This is a genomic window from Corallococcus sp. AB045 (genome assembly GCF_003668895.1).
GTDB classification, from domain to species: domain Bacteria; phylum Myxococcota; class Myxococcia; order Myxococcales; family Myxococcaceae; genus Corallococcus; species Corallococcus coralloides.
The window spans coordinates 1-1138 of sequence record NZ_RAWN01000419.1; the positions used below are offsets into that span (position 1 = coordinate 1).

Annotated in this window: 1 protein-coding gene and 1 pseudogene; both read left to right on the forward strand. The window is 72.3% G+C overall.

Annotated elements, in window-relative coordinates:
• Window positions 1-220 (forward strand): annotated as a pseudogene (locus D7Y21_RS41215) (hypothetical protein); the annotation flags it as partial.
• The coding region (locus tag D7Y21_RS41220) for a metallophosphoesterase (protein WP_147469541.1) at window positions 217-1138 on the forward strand (922 nt) is incomplete at its 3' end. The pseudogene D7Y21_RS41215 and the gene D7Y21_RS41220, both read left to right, overlap by 4 nt.

Sequence of the window (1138 nt, forward strand, 5' to 3'; positions counted from 1 at the left end):
GGGCGGGCCGCTGAGGGGCGAGGCGGTGCTCTTCTACGACCACCGCAAGGACGGGCTGGTGGGAGGGCTGCGGGGCCGTGGCGGCGGGATGATCGGGTCGTTCGGTCTGAAGGGGCGCGTGCTGGTGACGGAGCGCTGGGGCGTGGCGGCGGAGGCGCAGGCGGGTGGCGCGCTGATGGGGCGGCTGTCGCTGGTGTACGCGGTGGGAGGTGACACGTGAGCGGTGGACTTCGTGCACTGGGCGCGCTGGGTCTGACGGCGGCGCTGCTGACCACGGGCTGCATGCGCCCCAGCGAGGACCGCGCGGTGCGGGACACGCGCGTGGGGAAGGCTGAGGCGGACGCGCTGACGGTGGAGGTGGAGGGTGGGCTCGCGTCGGTGCGGACGCTGGCGTCGGGGACGCTGGAGCTGTGGGGTCAGGCGCCGGTGTTCACCACGCGAGTCACCGCGGGCGCGGACGCGCGGACGGACTGGCTGTTCATGGTGCACAACGCGATGCCGGACGCGGTGCTGGACGCCGTGGACGAAGCGGGCACGCCACTGACGGTGGTGGCGATGCCGGACGCGCACCCGACGGTGAAGGCGTGGCGCGTGGCCCTGCGGCCGGGGACGACGGCGCGGCTGACGGTGGCGCCGCCGGACTGGGACACGCGCGAGCCGTTCCGGTTCGCGGCGCTGGCGGACGTGCAGGAGGCGCTGTCGAAGGTGGGGGACATCTACGCGAAGCTGAACCAGGACCCCACGTTGCGCTTCATCTTCTTCGCGGGGGACCTGACGGAGTACGGGACGCGCGAGCAACTGGAGGAGTTCCAGCAGCGGCTGGAGGCGGACTCGCGCATCCCGCTGTTCGCGACGCTGGGCAACCACGAGACCTTCACGGACGACGCGCGTGAGTACCAGCGGCTGGTGGGCCGAGGCAGCCAGCACTTCACCTTCCATGGCGTGCACTTCAGCCTGGTGGATTCCGGCAGCAGCACGGTGGATCCGATGGTGGAGGAGGCGCTGGACGGCTGGCTGGAGGAGGCGCGCGACGCGGTGCACGTGGTGGCGATGCACATCCCGCCGTTGGATCCGGTGGGTGTCCGGGGTGGAGGCTTCGCGGTGCGCAACGAGGCGGCGGGGCTGGTGGGGAAGATGG